The sequence below is a fragment of the Pseudomonas sp. PB3P13 genome, from assembly GCF_054897735.1.
This window is the reverse complement of the sequence record NZ_CM142702.1, coordinates 653,510-668,755: the sequence shown is the minus strand read 5'-3', so window position 1 is coordinate 668,755 and position 15,246 is coordinate 653,510. Positions and strand designations below refer to the sequence as shown.

12 protein-coding genes and 1 riboswitch are annotated in these 15,246 nt (G+C 60.1%); of the genes, 6 read left to right on the top strand and 6 right to left on the bottom strand.

The window, feature by feature from the left end; all coding sequences use genetic code 11:
• The first annotated feature begins 89 nt into the window (after positions 1-89).
• A complete protein-coding gene (locus ACYZT1_RS03035; protein ID WP_462017612.1) occupies positions 90-836 on the top strand; it encodes an RsiV family protein in 747 nt (248 codons plus the stop codon).
• Positions 837-934: 98 nt separating this feature from the next.
• Here ACYZT1_RS03035 and thiC read toward each other — a convergent pair whose 3' ends face one another.
• A complete protein-coding gene (gene thiC / locus ACYZT1_RS03030) occupies positions 935-2,824 on the bottom strand; it encodes a phosphomethylpyrimidine synthase ThiC (protein WP_462017611.1) in 1,890 nt (629 codons plus the stop codon).
• A gap of 163 nt (positions 2,825-2,987) precedes the next feature.
• Positions 2,988-3,093, bottom strand: a riboswitch (TPP riboswitch).
• Positions 3,094-3,295: 202 nt separating this feature from the next.
• Between thiC and ACYZT1_RS03025 the strand changes: the two genes are divergently transcribed.
• Entirely contained in the window at positions 3,296-4,729 is a 1,434-nt protein-coding gene (locus ACYZT1_RS03025) for a TolC family outer membrane protein (protein ID WP_462017610.1), read from the top strand.
• Here ACYZT1_RS03025 and waaA read toward each other — a convergent pair.
• Together waaA and ACYZT1_RS03015 are read right to left on the bottom strand one after the other, a co-directional pair.
• Complete coding sequence (gene waaA / locus ACYZT1_RS03020) at positions 4,713-6,026, bottom strand: lipid IV(A) 3-deoxy-D-manno-octulosonic acid transferase (RefSeq protein ID WP_462017609.1); 1,314 nt, start codon at positions 6,024-6,026, stop codon at positions 4,713-4,715. The two genes, ACYZT1_RS03025 and waaA, sit on opposite strands and share 17 nt — an antisense overlap.
• An 11-nt stretch (positions 6,027-6,037) precedes the next feature.
• Positions 6,038-6,940, bottom strand: a complete 903-nt coding sequence (locus ACYZT1_RS03015) for a LysR family transcriptional regulator (RefSeq protein WP_462017608.1) — start codon at positions 6,938-6,940, stop codon at positions 6,038-6,040.
• Between the two features lie 97 nt (positions 6,941-7,037).
• Between ACYZT1_RS03015 and ACYZT1_RS03010 the strand changes: the two genes are divergently transcribed.
• The 4 genes from ACYZT1_RS03010 to ACYZT1_RS02995 all read left to right on the top strand — a co-directional run bounded on the left by ACYZT1_RS03010 (position 7,038) and on the right by ACYZT1_RS02995 (position 10,548).
• Complete coding sequence (locus ACYZT1_RS03010) at positions 7,038-7,370, top strand: DMT family transporter (RefSeq protein WP_015093202.1); 333 nt, start codon at positions 7,038-7,040, stop codon at positions 7,368-7,370.
• 191 nt (positions 7,371-7,561) lie between these two features.
• Entirely contained in the window at positions 7,562-8,737 is a 1,176-nt protein-coding gene (locus ACYZT1_RS03005; protein WP_462017607.1) for an NAD(P)/FAD-dependent oxidoreductase, read from the top strand.
• Positions 8,734-9,546: an aldo/keto reductase gene (locus ACYZT1_RS03000; protein ID WP_462017606.1), complete on the top strand. Its 813-nt coding sequence runs from the start codon at positions 8,734-8,736 to the stop codon at positions 9,544-9,546. Before ACYZT1_RS03005 ends, ACYZT1_RS03000 begins: the two co-directional genes overlap by 4 nt.
• 33 nt (positions 9,547-9,579) lie before the next feature.
• Positions 9,580-10,548, top strand: a complete 969-nt coding sequence (locus ACYZT1_RS02995; RefSeq protein WP_462017605.1) for a metal ABC transporter ATPase — start codon at positions 9,580-9,582, stop codon at positions 10,546-10,548.
• A gap of 64 nt (positions 10,549-10,612) precedes the next feature.
• Here ACYZT1_RS02995 and hldE read toward each other — a convergent pair whose 3' ends face one another.
• The 3 genes from hldE to ACYZT1_RS02980 all read right to left on the bottom strand — a co-directional run bounded on the left by hldE (position 10,613) and on the right by ACYZT1_RS02980 (position 15,226).
• The gene (gene hldE, locus ACYZT1_RS02990; protein ID WP_462017604.1) at positions 10,613-12,034 is read right to left on the bottom strand and encodes a bifunctional D-glycero-beta-D-manno-heptose-7-phosphate kinase/D-glycero-beta-D-manno-heptose 1-phosphate adenylyltransferase HldE; all 1,422 of its coding nucleotides are present in this window, start codon (positions 12,032-12,034) and stop codon (positions 10,613-10,615) included.
• A gap of 195 nt (positions 12,035-12,229) precedes the next feature.
• Positions 12,230-14,038 carry a lipid A export permease/ATP-binding protein MsbA gene (gene msbA, locus ACYZT1_RS02985; RefSeq protein WP_462017603.1) on the bottom strand — a complete coding sequence of 603 codons (1,809 nt, stop codon included), beginning with the start codon at positions 14,036-14,038 and terminating at the stop codon, positions 12,230-12,232.
• Between the two features lie 15 nt (positions 14,039-14,053).
• Positions 14,054-15,226 carry an O-antigen ligase family protein gene (locus ACYZT1_RS02980; RefSeq protein ID WP_462017602.1) on the bottom strand — a complete coding sequence of 391 codons (1,173 nt, stop codon included), beginning with the start codon at positions 15,224-15,226 and terminating at the stop codon, positions 14,054-14,056.
• Between the last annotated feature and the right edge of the window lie 20 nt (positions 15,227-15,246).

Here is a 15,246-nt window from a genome sequence, read left to right as displayed (position 1 = left end):
ACTCTAATGAGCTTAGTGGCGAACTGATTCCCTCGCTGACAGTCGAAGCGGGTAACTTTTCGCCTTTCCCTGTTTTATGAAGGACGCCCATGTCGCTTTTTAAAATCGCCTCCGTGGCTGCAATCGCCCTGACCCTGGGCGCCTGCCAGAGTTTGTTCCAGCCCACTTTCCGGGCACCGCTGGAAACCACCCGAGACGCCTCCGAACAACTGAAACCCGGTTGCGCCAGTCAGGATTGCCCGCTGGTGAACATCGACACGCTGCGTTTTCCGGGCGAACCGCAACTGGATGGCATCGTTGAAAAACGCCTGCTGCAAATGACCCGCACCGCGCCCGATGCACCGGTAGCGCCAACCCTGGCAGCCTATCGCGACGAGTTCCTGCGCAACGCCGGCCCGCGCAACAGCAGCTACCTGCAAGCGAAGGTACGCGAGCAGCATGACGGCTTGGTGATCATCGAATTCTCCAGCTACCTGGACACCGGCGGTGCCCATGGCACGCCGGGTCGCAGTTTCATCAACTATTCGCGCCAACAGCATAAAGTGCTGACCCTGTCGGACATGTTGCTGCCAGGCCAGGAAGAAGCGTTCTGGAAAGCCGCGCAGGTGGCACACAACAGCTGGCTGATCAGCACCAAGCTCGATCAGGAACCGGAATTCCTCAAACAATGGCAATTTCAGAAAACCCAGAACGTGGCACTGACCTACGGCGGCGTGATCCTCAAGTACGAAACCAGCACCATCGCCCCGTATGCGCTGGGTCACGTCGAATTGAAGATCCCTTATCCGCGCCTGAATGGCATTCTCAAGCCCGAGCTGTTTCCCGGCCGTAGCTGAGGGCGCTCACAGGCTGATAGCTACAAGTTTCAAGCTTCAAGCTGCAAGTAAAAGCGGGCGTGACGCGTGCTTTAAACTTGCCGCTTGCCGCTTGCCGCTTAAACTTTCTTATAAAGCTGACTGCCTTCCTGCTTGAAGCGCTCAGCCTGCTCCGCCAATCCTTGGGCAACGTCGGCGTCGACGGTTTCGATGCGCTGGTTGGCCGCGTACTCGCGGACTTCCTGGGTGATCTTCATCGAGCAGAATTTCGGCCCGCACATCGAGCAGAAATGCGCGACCTTGGCCGAATCCTTCGGCAGGGTTTCATCGTGATACGAGCGCGCCGTATCCGGGTCCAGCCCCAGGTTGAACTGGTCTTCCCAGCGGAATTCGAAGCGCGCCTTGCTCAAGGCATTGTCACGAATCTGCGCACCCGGATGACCTTTGGCGAGGTCGGCAGCATGCGCCGCGATCTTGTAGGTGATGATCCCGGTCTTCACGTCATCCTTGTTCGGCAGGCCCAGGTGTTCCTTGGGCGTGACGTAGCACAGCATCGCGCACCCGAACCAGCCGATCATCGCCGCACCGATGCCGGAGGTGATGTGGTCGTAGCCCGGCGCGATGTCGGTGGTCAGCGGGCCGAGGGTGTAGAACGGCGCCTCGTCGCAGCACTCGAGCTGCTTGTCCATGTTCTCTTTGATCAACTGCATCGGCACGTGGCCGGGGCCTTCGATCATGCATTGCACGTCGTGTTTCCAGGCGATCCTGGTCAGCTCGCCGAGGGTTTCCAGCTCGCCGAATTGCGCGGCATCGTTGGCGTCGGCAATCGAGCCCGGACGCAGGCCATCGCCCAGCGAGAAGCTGACGTCGTAGGCCTTCATGATTTCGCAGATGTCTTCGAAATGGGTGTAGAGGAAGTTCTCTTTGTGATGCGCCAGGCACCACTTGGCCATGATCGAACCGCCACGGGAGACGATGCCGGTCACGCGCTTGGCGGTCAGCGGCACGTAGCGCAGCAGCACGCCGGCGTGGATGGTGAAATAGTCGACGCCCTGCTCGGCCTGTTCGATCAGCGTGTCGCGGAACAGCTCCCAGGTCAGGTCTTCGGCTGCGCCGCCGACTTTTTCCAGCGCCTGATAAATCGGCACGGTGCCGATCGGCACCGGCGAGTTGCGAATGATCCACTCGCGGGTTTCGTGAATGTGTTTGCCGGTGGACAAGTCCATGACCGTGTCCGAACCCCAGCGAATGCCCCAGGTCAGTTTCGCCACTTCTTCTTCGATGGACGAACCGAGGGCGCTGTTGCCGATGTTGCCGTTGATCTTCACCAGGAAGTTACGGCCGATGATCATCGGTTCCAGTTCGGTGTGGTTGATGTTGGCCGGAATGATTGCGCGACCGCGGGCGATCTCGTCACGGACAAATTCGGGAGTGATGATTTTCGGAACGCTGGCGCCAAAGCTGTGGCCGGCATGTTGCTGGTCCAGCAGGCCAGCCGCGCGAGCAACTTCAAGCTTCATGTTTTCGCGGATGGCGACGTATTCCATCTCGGCGGTAATGATGCCTTTGCGCGCATAGTGCATCTGGCTGACATTGGCCCCGGCCTTGGCGCGGCGCGGGTTGTTGACGTGGGCGAAACGCAGCTTGGTCAGCTCGGCATCGGCGAGACGTTCCTGGCCGAAATTGGAGCTCAGGCCCGGCAGGCGCTCGGTGTCGCCACGGGATTCGATCCACGGCGAACGCACATCGGCGAGGCCTTTGCGCACGTCGATGATGACGTTGGGGTCGGTGTACGGGCCCGAGGTGTCGTACACGACGACAGGCGCGTTGATCTCGCCACCGAAGTCGGTCGGCGTCACGTCGAGGCTGATTTCGCGCATCGGCACGAGGATGTCCGGACGCGAGCCCTGGACGTAGATTTTTTGCGAGCGGGTAAACGGCTGAACAGACTGTTGATCGACTTGTGCCGAGTCACTCAGGTTCGTTGTGTTTTTTAGTTTTATCGTCATCACGGGCTCTCCAGACAACATCCAGGCAGTGGATTTTTGTCGGAGCGAACCTGTAAACGAATGGAAGCACGGGCGCTGGTGTAACCAGCAGTGCTGTGCTCAGTGCTCGAGGGTGTTCGATTGTCGAACAACATCCCGGACGAAGCACAAGAGGACTCGCCGGGTGACGAGAAATCTTGTTCCCTACGCAGGCGCTAACCTGATCAGGTTCAACGGGATCCGAAATTATTCGATCTCAGCCTCATAGCAAGGCACCCCGACAAGAACCCGGCCAGTCTAGACACAACTGACAAAGAACGCCAACACCGCAGTAAACACCGTGATGAATGGCGCAATTACAGGATTGTTGCCGAACGTGCGCGCAACTACACTCGCTACGCCGCGCAGCAGATTGATGCTGCGCTTTCGACATAGACAACGTCGCGCTGTGAACCGGCGCCAATTTTCAGTGTAATTTTTTGGGATGGCCGCATGCTGCGCAAACTTTCACTGGCCCTTGCCGTGTCTTGTGCTTCCAATGGAATGGCCTGGGCTGCCGAAGCGCCCCTATCCACCTATACCGACCTGGTCAGCGTTTATCAGGAAGCGGTCGACAACAACGCTGACCTCGCCGCTGCCCGCGCGCAATATGGCGCGCAAAAAGAAGTCGTGCCCCAGGCCCGTGCCGGGCTGCTGCCGAACCTGTCCGGTGGTGGCCAGGTGGCCAACGTGCGCACCGACATCAATCAACCGTCGGCAGTGGCCAACCGCAGCGCCAACTCTTATCAGGCGACGCTTTCCCAGCCGCTGTTTCGCGCCGATCGCTGGTTCCAGTATCAGGCGGCCAAGGACGTCAACGAGCAAGCTGCGCTGCAACTGTCGGCGACCGAGCAGAACCTGATTCTGCAAAGCGCCGAGAGCTATTTCAATGTGCTGCGCAGTCAGGACAACCTGGCCTCGACCAAGGCCGAAGAAGCCGCTTTCAAGCGTCAGCTGGATCAGTCCAACGAGCGCTTCGACGTCGGCCTGTCGGACAAGACCGATGTGCTGCAATCCCAGGCCAGCTACGACACCGCGCGGGCCAACCGGATTGTCGCGCAGCGTCAGGTGGATGATGCATTCGAGGCGTTGATCACCCTGACCAACCGTCAGTACAACTCGATTCAAGGCATCGTCCACACTTTGCCGATTCTGCCGCCAGCACCGAATGACGCCAAGTCGTGGGTCGACACGGCGGCCCGACAGAACCTCAATCTGCTGGCCAGCAACTACGCCGTTAGCGCCGCTGAAGAAACCCTCCGGCAGCGCAAGGCCGGGCATGCACCGACCGTGGATGCGGTAGCGCGCTATGAAAAGGGCGACAACGATTCGTTTGGCTTCAGCAACCCCAACGCGTTCGGCCAGGCTTACGGTGGCCCGGTCGAGCAACGCACCCTGGCGCTGCAACTGAATATTCCGATCTACAGCGGCGGCCTGACCAGCTCACAGGTGCGCGAGTCGTACGCGCGCCTGAATCAGACCGAGCAACAGCGTGAAGGCTTGCGCCGGCAAGTGGTGGAGAACACCCGCAACCTGCACCGCGCGGTGAATACCGATGTGGAACAGGTACAGGCGCGCAAGCAGTCGATCATCTCCAACCAGAGCGCGGTGGAAGCGACCGAAATCGGTTATCAGGTGGGCACGCGCAATATCGTCGATGTACTGGACGCCCAGCGCCAGCTGTACACATCCGTGCGCAATTACAACAACACCCGTTACGACTACATCCTCGACAACCTGCGCCTGAAGCAAGCGGCCGGCACGTTGAACCCGGGGGATCTGGAGGACCTGAAGCGTTATCTCAAGGCCGACTACAACCCGGACAAGGATTTCCTCCCGCCGGATCTGGCCAAGGCTGCGGCCGAGCAACTCAAGGCCCGGCCTTAACCTCCGAATGGAATACATTCTGAGGCGAGATCAAACGCCCCAACCCATCCAGCAATCGCTGCAACGCACCCTGATTACGCCGCATCACCTGCAACCCCGCCTCTGCCATCCGCTGCGCATCGCGCGGCAATTCGAACAGGCGCTGCACCGCCAGCGCCAGGCTTTCGGCATCGTCCACTTCCTGCAACGCTCCAGCATTACGCAACTGCGCGGCGATTTCGAGGAAGTTGAACAGGTGCGGGCCGCTGAGCACTGGTTTGGCCAGCGCCGCCGGTTCCAGCAAGTTATGCCCACCATTGGCCACCAGACTTCCACCGACGAACGCGGTATCGGCCAACGCATAGAGAAACAACAATTCACCCATGGTGTCGCCAAGCAACACCGAAGTGCTGGCAGTCACCGCCTCGTCGGAAGATCGACGCACCGTGGCGAAACCCTGCTGCTGGCACAACTCGAACACGGCGTTGAAACGCTCGGGATGGCGTGGCACCAGAATCAGCAACGCATCGGGATGATCTGTCAACAACCGCCGATGGGCCGCCAGCACCACTTCATCCTCACCGTCGTGGGTGCTCGCAGCAATCCATACCGGGCGCTCTTGCGCCTGCCACTGGCCGCGTAAAGCGGCGGCGCGCTCAAGCAATTGCGGATCGATGGTCAGGTCGAATTTGATCGAGCCGGTGACTTCGACGGTTTGCGCACGGGCGCCCAGATCGCGGAAGCGCCGGGCCTCTGCTTCGGTTTGCACGGCAAACAGGCTCATCTCCGCGAGCATCGGGCCGGTCAGCTTTCTGAAACGCCCGTAACCTCTGGCCGAACGCTCGGACAATCGTGCATTGGCCAGGGCCACCGGAATCCCGCGTCTGGCGCATTGATGAATGTGGTTGGGCCACAACTCGGTCTCCATGATGACGGCCAGTTTCGGCTGAACCCGATCAAGAAACCGTGCCGCTGCACACGGCAAATCGTAGGGCAGATAGCAGTGCTGAATGCGCGGCTCGTTGGCGAACAGTGCCTGTATGCGCTCCGACCCGGTCGGGGTCATGCAGGTCACGGTGACCGGCAGCGCCGGGTAGCGTTGCAACAAGGCACGAATCATCGGCGCAGCGGCAATGCTCTCACCCACGGACACCGCGTGCACCCAAATGCCACCGGGTTGCATCGTCGGCAGGCCGACGGAAAACCGCTCACCGATGCGCTTGGCATACGCCGGCGCCTTGCGCGAGCGCAGCCACAGCCGAATCGCTACCAGTGGCAGCCCCAGGTAAAACAGCGCGGTGTAGAGAGTTCTATTCATGGCGGCGGAGTTTATCGGCTTTTGTCACCGATCGCCTGCAAGTGCACGGCAAAACGTTCCGCCAGCCAACGGGCGGCCGGGCCCAAAGGCTCATCGCGGCGCCACACCAGTTCCACGATAAGCGCCGGCGGCGTCCATTCGCTGAGCAATTCGACCATTTGCCCCTGATACGCCGGATATTGCACCACGTGCCGTGGCAACCACGCCCAGCCGAGGCCACGGACCAGCCATTCGGCCATCACGTAAAAACTGTCGGCCCGCCACACCTGCGGGCTGGCGGGCTCGCTGCCCGGGTACACGCTGGATTGTGTGGACATCAGCAGTTGCCGGTGTTGCGCCAATAACTGACGGTCCACCTGATGTCGTTGCGCAAGCGGATGGCCCACACCGCACACCGTAACCATCTCGACACTGCCCAGCACCCGCCGCTCCAGAGCTTCGGAAATCTGGTCGTGATAAAACAGCAAGCCCAGGTCGGCCCGGCGCTCCACCAGTTTGCGTGCCACCTCGCCCTGTGCGGCGCTGGTCAGTTGCACCTCCAGGCTGGGGAATGTGTCGGCCAGCGCCTCGAAGCTTTCGATGATCGGCTGATACGGCATCGCTTCGTCCTGCGCCACGCGCAAACGAGCCTCCTGACCGCGCATCATGGCCAGCGCCCGACCGTTGAGGCGCTCGCACTGGCGCAGTACTTCCCGCGCCTCGTCGAGCAGCGCGTGGCCCGCCTCGGTAAGTTTCGGCTGGCGACCGCAACTACGCTCGAACAGATTCACACCCAGATCCGCCTCGAGCATTGCAATCGAACTGCTGACAGCTGATTGCGCTTTACGCAGATCACGCGCAACGGCCGAGAACGAGCGACGCTCCGCCACGCTGACGAACAGGCGTAGCTGCTCGAGATTCCATTGCACGCGCATAAGCCATCTCCCAAACAGATAGGTAATGACTTTACCGCATCTAAACAATCTCTAGAATGCCGATCTCATCAGCAACACTTCACACGAGGATGCATCCATGACCGCTTATTACTACCTGGCCATTGCCATCTGCGCAGAAGTGATCGCCACTGTTTCGATGAAAGCTGTCAAAGGGTTCAGCACGCCATTGCCGTTGGTTCTGGTTATTGTCGGTTATGGCATTGCCTTCTGGATGCTGACTCTGGTGGTACGCAGCGTGCCGGTGGGCGTGGCTTACGCCGTGTGGGCCGGGATGGGGATCGTGATGGTCAGCGTCGCGGCGCTGTTCATTTACGGACAAAAACTGGACGTGCCGGCGATGTTGGGGATGGCGTTGATCGTGCTCGGCGTGGTGGTGATCCAGCTGTTCTCGAAAACCGCAGGACACTGACGTCCCCTGTAATTGGATGGACTCGCCCAAGCCGAGGCGTCAATGCGCCACGGCGCAGCAGTCGTCCGATTTGGCCAGTAACCGCAGGCGTGGACTTCGTCCCCGAACGCAGCCTGCGGCAGCTGCTACAAATATGGCGCCCGGCATGAATCTGTATACTGCGCCCTCGTCTTGAACACTGAGGTCGCTGCATGCCATCTGTTATTTCCACCGACGTTCTGATTGTCGGCGCTGGTGTCGCCGGCCTCTGGCTCAATGCGCGCCTGCGCCGCCAAGGGTTTTCGACCGTGTTGGTGGAAAGCGCCACGCTCGGTGGCGGGCAGAGCATGAAGTCACAGGGCATCATTCATGGCGGCGCCAAATACGCCTTGCACGGCGCACTGACCGGCGCCTCGGAAGCCATCGCCGACATGCCAAGGCGCTGGCGCGAAGCCCTTGCCGGCAACGGCGAACTGGACCTGTCCGGCGTACGCCTGCTGTCCGAAGCCCATTACCTGTGGTCCCCGGGCACGCTCGCCGGCAACCTCACCAGTTTCTTCGCCAGTAAAGCCGTACGTGGCCGAGTCGATCAGGTCACAGGCGATCAACTGCCACCCGCCCTGCAGGACAAGCGTTTCAAGGGCAAAGTCTATCGCTTGGCGGAACTGGTGGTTGATGTGCCGAGTTTGATCCAGCGACTTGCAGATCTTGGAGGCGACAGCTTGCTCGCCGGGCAATCGATCGCACCGCTGCTCGAAGGTGGAAAACTGGTCGGGCTGAACGTCGATGAGCACGAGATTCGCGCCCAGCGCATCGTCCTCAGCGCCGGTGCCGGCACAGCAGCCTTGCTCGAAACGCTCGGTATCAGTCGCCCGGCCATGCAGCGCCGGCCGCTGCACATGATCATTGCCAAAGGCCCTGGCCTTAAACCGCTGTATGCCCACTGCCTGGGCGGCGGAACCAAACCGCGCATCACCATTACCACGCATCCGACGGCTGATGGCCAATGGGTCTGGTACCTCGGCGGTGACATCGCCGAAACCGACGGGGTCAACCGTCAACCGGCCGAGCAGATTGCCACCGCACAGAAAGAACTCGCTCAATTGTTGCCATGGATCGACCTGAGTACGGCGCAATGGGCGACATTGCGCGTAGACCGCGCCGAACCGCTGCAAACCGGCCTGACCCGCCCGGACAATGCATTCCTGGCCGAAGAAGGCCGACTGCTGGTCGGCTGGCCGACCAAACTGGCGCTGGCACCGGACTTTGCCGATCGGGTCATCGCAAACCTTGAGCGCGACGGCATCCAGCCGACCCAGACAGCGCCTTTGCCCGACTTGCCAAAACCACCAATGGGCATCCCCGCCTGGGAGCAACTGCTGCCATGAGCCAACCGACACTGCACGAACTCCATCGCCCGCTGGGCAGCACCGGCCTTTCTGTGTCGCCGTTGGGTCTGGGCACGGTGAAACTCGGCCGTGACCAAGGCGTGAAATACCCCAACGGTTTCAAGATCCCCGACGACGACGAAGCACGCAGGCTGCTCACGTTCGCGCGTAATCTGGGCATCAACCTGATCGACACCGCCCCGGCTTACGGTCGCAGCGAAGAACGCCTCGGCCCGTTACTGCAGGGTCAACGCAAAGACTGGGTGATCGTCAGCAAGGTCGGTGAAGAATTTGCCGACGGGCAATCGAGCCATGATTTCAGTGCCGCGCACACACGGCTCTCGGTGGAGCGCAGTCTGCAACGCCTGCAAACGGATTTCATCGACCTGGTGTTGGTGCACTCCGACGGCAACGACCTGGCGATTCTTGAAGGCAGCGAAGTTTACGCCACCCTCGCCGCGCTCAAGGCCGAAGGTAAAATTCGCGGCTTCGGTTTCTCCGGCAAAACCGTCGAAGGTGGTTTGAAGGCTCTGGAACAGGGTGATTGCGCAATGGTCACCTACAATCTGAACGAACAGAACGAGAGGCCGGTGATTGACTATGCTGCTGCACACGGCAAAGCCATCCTGGTGAAAAAAGCATTGGCCAGCGGCCATGTGTGCCTGAGCCCGGGCGTTGACCCGGTGCGCGCCAGCTTCGAGCTGTTGTTTGAACGTCCGGGTATTGCCAGTGCTATTGTCGGGACCATCAATCCGCTGCACCTCGGCCACAATGTCGCAACCGTTGCCAACGTCCTTCGTAGAAACTGATGCCGCGCATGCGGCCCTTAAGCAGGAGCCGACATGCCGCGCACGCTCATCAGAAAGAATCCGAGCAACTTCAAGACCCTGCCGTTATCCGTCGAAGCGACTCCCGAAGGCTTGAGTTATCAGAGCGTCGGGATGCCGCTCAATTTCGCGCAAACCCTGCAACGCCGCCGCCCGGTCACCGTAACCGACCCTGAACGATTCGCACTGGAGCTGGCCAATCTTGGGGTGTCGGTGCGATTGACCCTGCACTGGCAGAATCGCGATTACTGGATTCTGGTGCGCCAGCGTCGGCAAGACCGTGGCGATGTGGTGCTCAAGCTGATTTCCGGATATGTACCGGCTCATGAGCTCAACCTGCCGCTGCACACCGCAATTCAGGAAATTGCCGAAGAGTGCATGCTGGAAACCCCGGAAGGCTGGCTTGGCGGACGCTTCAATGACACCTGGCTGCCGGCGCCCTACGCCGCCGCGCTGCACTATCGCGAAGCTCTGCCATTTCGTTTGACGCCGTTGTCCGGCGCGCCACGCCCGGTACGGTGCGGCCACCTGCAACTGCTGGAGCGTCCGTGGGCGTATGTGCATTTGCCGACTGCATCATTGCAACTGATTTATGACTTGCGACTCGACGTGCCAAAGGAAGCCAAATCCCTGAGTCTGTTCCATGTTGACGAACGACTGGAGGGGGATCAATTGGTGACCCGGCTGGATCGCAAGCGCCCCGATCTGTATTTGATGCCACTGCAGGACGGCCAGCCAATGGCCGAACTGTATACGTTGAAAAAGGATCAGCTTTATCCGGCGAGTACCCGCGGGTTGTACCTGGCGGAAAGTTTTGCCCGGCAGGAGGGCTGGCTGGTGCGCGACGAGCGAATTCGCTGGAAGGATTGGGTACAGCAGCAGGGTCTGAGTCCACCGGGGAAGAAATCCGGATTAGCCCGATTAGGCGGGAAGGCCAAGCAACTGCTGAAGAAGATCGTACCGCGCAAAAAGGCCAGCTCTTGAAAGCAAAAGATCGTCCGTTCGGACGATCTTTGACTTTACGATTCAGGTGATGCCGAAACAGCACCTACGACTGGCGGATTTTTTCGACAATTGCCGTGGTCGAGCTGTTTTCCACCAACCCCAGCACTTTTACGACCCCACCATACGCACTGACGATGTCCGCACCGACCACTTGCTCGATCCCGTAATCGCCACCCTTGACCAGCACGTCCGGCTTGACCTCGCGCAGCAGGTTTTCCGGTGTGCCTTCAGCGAAGCTGATCACCCAGTCCACCGCGCCCAGACCTGCGAGAACAGCCATGCGGCGGTCAACGCTGTTGATCGGACGGCCTGGCCCTTTCAGTCGACTGACCGATGCATCGTCATTGACCGCGACGATCAGACGGTCGCCTTGGGCCCGCGCTTGCTCGAGGTAGGTCACGTGGCCGGCGTGGAGGATGTCGAAGCAACCGTTGGTGAAGACGATCCGCTCTTTGTGCGCACGCGCATCGTCGACCGCCAGCAGCAGTTGTTCGAGGCCCAGCACTCCGCGCTCGGAACCTTCCTCACGCTGGATGGCGCGACGCAGTTCCGGGGCGCTGATGGCCGCCGTACCGAGCTTGCCGACAACGATGCCCGCCGCCAGATTGGCTAGGGCCACCGCGTGCGGCAGCTCTTCACCTGCGGCGATTGCGGCAGCCAGAGTGGAGATCACCGTGTCACCGGCACCGGTCACGTCAAACACTTCGCGCGCGCGCGCTGGCAAATGCAGCGCCGGATGGTCCGGGCGCAGCAGGGTCATGCCGTGCTCGCCGCGGGTCACCAGCAATGCGCCGAGATCCAGGTCGTGCATCAACTGCGCGCCTTTGCTCACAAGGTCGTGCTCATCGGCGCAACCGCCGACGATGGTTTCGAATTCGCTGAGGTTGGGCGTAATCAGGCTCGCGCCCCGGTAGATCGAGAAATCCTTGCCCTTGGGGTCGGCCAGTACCGGAATGCCCCGGGCACGGGCAGCCTGAATCAGCATCTGGTGATTCTTCAGCGCGCCTTTGCCGTAGTCGGACAGCACCAGCACCTTGATACCTTCGAGCAGCTCTTCGACTTGCTCGCCTAACGCCAGCGCGTCGGTGGCGAAGGGTTCTTCGAAGTCGATACGCAGCAGCTGCTGGTGCCGGCTCATGACCCGCAGCTTGACGATGGTCGGCTGATGCGCAATGCGCTGAAACAGTGCCCGTACGCCGGCGCCGTTGAGGCTATTGACCAGACTGTCGGCGGCTTCATCGTCGCCGGTCACGCCGACCAGGGAAGCAGGTGCGCCGAGAGCGGCAATGTTCAACGCAACGTTGGCGGCACCGCCCGGGCGGTCCTCGATTTGCTCGACCTTGACCACCGGAACAGGTGCCTCAGGTGAAATCCGCGAGGTACCACCATGCCAGTAACGGTCGAGCATGACATCGCCGACCACCAAGACAGGCGCTTGATCGAATCGCGGCATGGACAACTTCATGGAGCAACCCACATACAAAATGAACAGGGGCGCGATATTAGCACAGGGTTGGCAAGAGCTTGCGCAGCGGCTTTATCGGGCTGGCGCCAAGAAGTGTAAATGTTCACGTTCAAACAATTACATCCGGATACCCAAGGGTACTCCGGATGTTTTTATCGATACCGAAACTCTCCTGACCAGCATGCCGCAGCGGGGTCAGGTGATGCCGAGCGGAGCAGGCTCGTCCAGCCCCATGGCGTGCAGGCGCGAATAGTAACCGCCCTCGGCCAGCAGTTGAGCATGAGTACCACGCTCGACAATTTCACCGTGATCCATGACCAGAATCAGGTCTGCTTTCTCGATGGTAGACAGCCGGTGCGCAATCACCAGCGTTGTGCGACCTTTCATGACCTTGTCCAGCGCCGCCTGGATGTGACGCTCCGACTCTGTATCCAGGGCCGAAGTGGCTTCATCGAGAATCAGCAGCGGCGCGTTTTTCAGCAATGCGCGGGCAATCGCCAGACGCTGGCGCTGGCCGCCGGACAGCAATACGCCGTTCTCGCCGACGTCCGTGTCCAGCCCTTGTGGCAGCTGAGCGATAAAGTCCATTGCATTGGCGTCTGCCGCGGCTTTCTCGATGTCCTCACGCGGAGCGCCGGCCAGGTCTCCATAAGCAATGTTATTGGCGACCGTGTCATTGAACAGCGTGACGTGTTGGGTCACCTGAGCGACATGGCGTCGCAGGTTGCGCAGGCGATAGTCTTCAATTTCCACGTCATCGAGCAAAATCTCACCGGTTTCGTGGTGGTAAAAACGCGGAATCAACGCGGCGAGGGTCGACTTGCCGCTGCCGGAGCGCCCTACCAGTGCAATCATCTGCCCCGGCGCCGCGGTGAAGCTGATGTTTTTCAGCACTTCACGGTCGGTCCCGGGGTAAGTGAAGCTCAAGTTGCGTACTTCCAGATGGCCATTGACCCGATCTTTCTCGACAGTACCCTTATCGACTTCGGGTTCGACGTCCAGCTGCTCGAAGATACTTTCTGCGCCGGCGACGCCTTTCTGAATCGTCGAACTGACTTCCGACAGCTGCCGAATTGGCTTCGGCAACAGGCCTGCGGCGGTGATATAGGCCACCAGGTCACCGGCGGTCGCATCGCCGCGCAGAAACAGCACCAGGAACATCAGCACCGCCATGGCCGTATAGATCACCAGCTGCAGCATCGGGGTGTAGACCGCTCCGGTCTTGGTCATGCGCAGCTGTTTGTCGGTGTTGCTGTGGCTGGCCTTGGCAAAACGCTGCTGTTCGTAGCTTTCGCCACCGAAACTGCGGACCACGCGATAACCCTGAATGGTCTCTGACGCGACGTGAGTAACGTCACCCATGGCCACCTGGATTTTCTTGCTCTGCTTGCGAAATTTCTTGCTGGTATTGCCAACCATGAACGCGATCACCGGCAGAATCGCCAGCATCACCAGCGTCAGCTTCCAGTTCATCCACACCAGGTAGGCAAACAGGAATACCACGGTCAGCCCTTCGCGGATGACCACCTTGATGGCGTCCGTGGCGGCGCCGGTGACCATGGTCACGTTGAACGTAATGCGTGAGATCAGGTGCCCGGAATTATGGGTGTCGAAATAACGGTTTGGCAGCACCAGCAACTTGTTGAACAACTCGACGCGCAGATCGTGTACCAACCCCAGCGAGACTTTCGCCAGGTAGTAATTACCCAGGAACGACCCGAGGCCCTGCCATGCGGCAATCAGGATGATCAGCAACGGCACCGCCATCAGCAGCTGCAGATCTTTCAAATATGGCACGTTGGGGAACAGCACGGCTTGCGGGTTGCTCAGACCATCGACGAAATACTTGAGAATCCCCGCCAGCATTGGCTGGGTGGAGGCAAAGATCACGAAGCCCACGATACTCAGGAGGAAAAGGCCCACATAGGGTTTCACATACCCCAACAGCCGAAAATAAATTTTCAGGCTGGATTCCTGTCCCGCTTTGGGCGGTGCGTCACTCATCGTAGAGCTCACTGGTTAGGTAGAACGCGAAATTTTATCACAAGCACCGGGATTGCCCCGCACCCAGACCAAAACACTGGCCAGGCCCACGGGCAGCCACGTGATGAACCATTCGGGCCGCGGTGTTCCGGTCAGGTTGGCGGCATCGAATTGCAGGGCCAGCGAGGAAAATAACCAGATGCCGATGACGCCTTGACCATAAATCGTTGCCCGGGCTTTCCAGGCCTCGCGCAGCACCGCAAGCCACACCGTGCACCACAACAACAGCCCCGGCAGCCCCAGCTCGATGGCCACATGGGTGAACAGATTGTGCGTGTGATCGAACAGCACACCTTCGGCCAATACCCTGTAGTTTCCGCCCAGACCAATGCCCAGCCAGGGATTCTCAGCAATCATATGCAAACTGGAGACCAGTATCTGCGGGCGAAAGGAAACACCGCGTGCCATGACCAAAGGCTCGAAAACCCAGAACGCCAACATGGCCACTGCCAGCGCCGCGACAGCGATGACCCGACTGCGCTGGTCGCGACACCAGATCGGCATCGCAAGGACCGTGAGCAGCAGCGCCAACGCCGCGCCTCGACTCTGGCTCAGCATTACGAACACGCACAGAAAGCTCAGCGCTATCACCCAACCCACCTGCATCCAGCGCGAGCGTGGCACCCAATGGAGAAGCCAGACGGCGGCCAGACCAATGACATAACCGCCCAGAATCGGATGCGACAACTCGCCCAATCCTTCGACACGCGCAACCCAGCCGTTTTGATTGATCCCGTAAAACCGGATGATGGCCATCAGCGCAGTGACCGCCAACCCGATACCGCCCCATTGCATGAGGCGAATCACCCGCTCGGAGCGGCCATTGGCAAACACCGGGAAAAACAGCAGGAACAGCATGATGTAGAGCAGACGCTTGGCTTCACGGCCCGGCTCTTCGGCATTCGTCCACGAAAGACTGATCAGCGACCAGATCAGCAACCCGAGCATCGGCAAATACACCCAGCGTTGCTCCCGGAGCAATTCCACGACCCGGACCCGCGCCGACCAGCAAAACACCAGGGCTGGCAACCAGAGCAAGGCGATCAGGCCTTGTTGGAAGATCTTGTTCGTAGGCGCGAGTGCAATGGCCAGCAGAAACCACAACAACCCCACCGTCATCCATGTTTGCGCCCAGCGTGTTTCGTGCATCAGATTGCTCCTGAAAGAGT

Excerpts from the sequence above, each read along its gene's own strand:
- ACYZT1_RS03005 (WP_462017607.1), top strand. The coding sequence starts at position 7,562 with ATGCCATCTGTTATTTCCACCGACGTTCTGATTGTCGGCGCTGGTGTC.
- ACYZT1_RS03015 (WP_462017608.1), bottom strand. The coding sequence starts at position 6,940 with ATGCGCGTGCAATGGAATCTCGAGCAGCTACGCCTGTTCGTCAGCGTG.
- ACYZT1_RS03000 (WP_462017606.1), top strand. The coding sequence starts at position 8,734 with ATGAGCCAACCGACACTGCACGAACTCCATCGCCCGCTGGGCAGCACC.
- ACYZT1_RS02995 (WP_462017605.1), top strand. The coding sequence starts at position 9,580 with ATGCCGCGCACGCTCATCAGAAAGAATCCGAGCAACTTCAAGACCCTG.
- hldE (WP_462017604.1), bottom strand. The coding sequence starts at position 12,034 with ATGAAGTTGTCCATGCCGCGATTCGATCAAGCGCCTGTCTTGGTGGTC.
- waaA (WP_462017609.1), bottom strand. The coding sequence starts at position 6,026 with ATGAATAGAACTCTCTACACCGCGCTGTTTTACCTGGGGCTGCCACTG.
- ACYZT1_RS03010 (WP_015093202.1), top strand. The coding sequence starts at position 7,038 with ATGACCGCTTATTACTACCTGGCCATTGCCATCTGCGCAGAAGTGATC.
- ACYZT1_RS03025 (WP_462017610.1), top strand. The coding sequence starts at position 3,296 with ATGCTGCGCAAACTTTCACTGGCCCTTGCCGTGTCTTGTGCTTCCAAT.
- thiC (WP_462017611.1), bottom strand. The coding sequence starts at position 2,824 with ATGACGATAAAACTAAAAAACACAACGAACCTGAGTGACTCGGCACAA.
- msbA (WP_462017603.1), bottom strand. The coding sequence starts at position 14,038 with ATGAGTGACGCACCGCCCAAAGCGGGACAGGAATCCAGCCTGAAAATT.
- ACYZT1_RS03035 (WP_462017612.1), top strand. The coding sequence starts at position 90 with ATGTCGCTTTTTAAAATCGCCTCCGTGGCTGCAATCGCCCTGACCCTG.
- ACYZT1_RS02980 (WP_462017602.1), bottom strand. The coding sequence starts at position 15,226 with ATGCACGAAACACGCTGGGCGCAAACATGGATGACGGTGGGGTTGTTG.